The sequence below is a fragment of the Nitratireductor sp. ZSWI3 genome (assembly GCF_024655565.1).
Taxonomy (GTDB): Bacteria; Pseudomonadota; Alphaproteobacteria; order Rhizobiales; family Rhizobiaceae; genus Nitratireductor.
The window spans coordinates 1-1,608 of record NZ_JANKOF010000189.1 but is presented as its reverse complement, the minus strand read 5'-3'; the positions used below and the strand labels follow the sequence as shown (position 1 = coordinate 1,608).

The following is a 1,608-nucleotide window of genomic DNA, read 5'->3' as shown; positions in this document are numbered from 1 at the left end:
GCGTCGGCTTCACCAGCACATGCACACGGCGAGTCGTTCCCGAACCGCTTGCCGTATCGCCGATGATCCAGCGGGCGGTGTCGCCGGCCGCGATCGGTCCCGCGCCGGTCAGGCTCTCTCCCGGCTCCAGCGCAATCGTCGTGATCTGCCCGACGGCGGCATAGACCTGATAGAGCGCGCCTTCCGACCAGGGATAAATCTGGATGGCGTTGTAATACCCCTCGCGTCGTGGCTCGACGCGGGCGGCGGCGTTGGCGTTCTCGACGCTGCCTGCCGGCGTGCTGGCCGCCGTTCCGCCCCGCGCGACGGTCCAGGCCGGCGGCGTGTGCAGCGGCCGCGGCCGTTCGTCGGTTGCGGTCGTCTGCACTACGGGCAGCGCGGGCACGTCGGCATCATAGGTGAATTGCGGCGTGCGGTTCGTGGCGCAAGCGCTCAGTGCGGTTGCAGAAAGCAGCAGAACCAGAAGACCGGGTTTACGGAAAGCCGCAGAACCGAATTCGCGCTTCGTCTTGCGGATCATTGGCTCATCTCCCGCGACCAGTTGATGGCATTAACATAGATGCCGAGCGGATTGGCGCGCAGGCGCTCGGCGTCGCGCGGCGTCTGGATCACGATGGTGAGGATCGCCGTCCACCGCTCGGTGGTGGAGAGCTGGCCGTTCTCGTAATGGCGCTCGGTCCAGGCCACGCGGAAGCTGTCGGGCGAGGCCCGGATTACGCTTGACACTTCGATGGAGATCTGCTGACGGCCGACACGGGTGAACGGATCGTTGGCGCGGGCATAGTCGTTGAGCGCCGCCGCACCGCGATCGGTCGTGAACTCATAAGCGCGCAGCCAGTTCTGGCGGACGATGATGGCGTCGGCCGGGATCGCGCGGACCTGTTCGATGAAGCGGCCGAGATGGAAGGCGATCTGCGGATCGGTGGGCCGATAGTCTGCCGTGGCCGGCGCGACCGCCTGCGCCTGGCCAAGATTGTCGACCTGTACCACCCAGGGCACGATCGTGCCGCGCGCCGTTTGCCAGACAAGAGCGGCGGCAAAGCCGGCCGACAGGATCAGTGAGCCGAAGGCCATGTAGCGCCAGCTCCTGGCCTGCACGCGGGTCGAGCCGATGCGCTCGTCCCATGCCTGAGCGGCCTTCTGATAGGGCGTCTCGGGTTCGGGCGATTTGCCGTAATGCGTGGCGGGTCGTTTGAAGAGGTTCATGAGCGGTCACTTTCGGACAGATTGACGGAAGAACCGGAGCCGTGGCCGTCGCCGGAACGGACTGCATGCGCGGCCATGGTGGTGCCGTGGTTGAGCGCCTGCCGGCGCTGCATACGTTGCGCCCATGCGGGCGGGCCACTGACAGGGGCGGAAGATGATGCGGCCGCGACGTCCCGCGCGCCGCCGACTGTGCCGATGGATGATGTCCCACCACCTGCGGCAAAGCCCGCGCGGGCGCCCTCGGCGAAGCTGGATTTGACGGATGCTCCAGCGCGGGTCGCGGCACGTTTGAGGGGTGAGACGGCGGCCGACCCTGCGGCGCGAGCAACACCGCCGAGTCCCGAGGCGACACCGGCAGCCCCGGTCTGGCCGAGCGAACTGACGCTGTAGGCCGCGCTTGCT

The 1,608-nt window shown here is 67.6% G+C and carries 2 protein-coding genes and 1 pseudogene; all 3 read right to left on the bottom strand.

Translation table 11 applies throughout. The features are described from left to right. Window positions 1–520 (bottom strand): TrbG/VirB9 family P-type conjugative transfer protein (locus NUU27_RS25285; RefSeq protein WP_257765053.1); only part of this gene is annotated, 520 nt, incomplete at its 3' end. Then, a complete protein-coding gene (gene trbF, locus NUU27_RS25280; RefSeq protein ID WP_257765052.1) occupies window positions 517–1,206 on the bottom strand; it encodes a conjugal transfer protein TrbF in 690 nt (229 codons plus the stop codon). The genes NUU27_RS25285 and trbF, both read right to left, overlap by 4 nt. After that, a pseudogene (locus tag NUU27_RS25275) lies at window positions 1,203–1,608 on the bottom strand (P-type conjugative transfer protein TrbL); the annotation flags it as partial. The pseudogene NUU27_RS25275 and the gene trbF, both read right to left, overlap by 4 nt.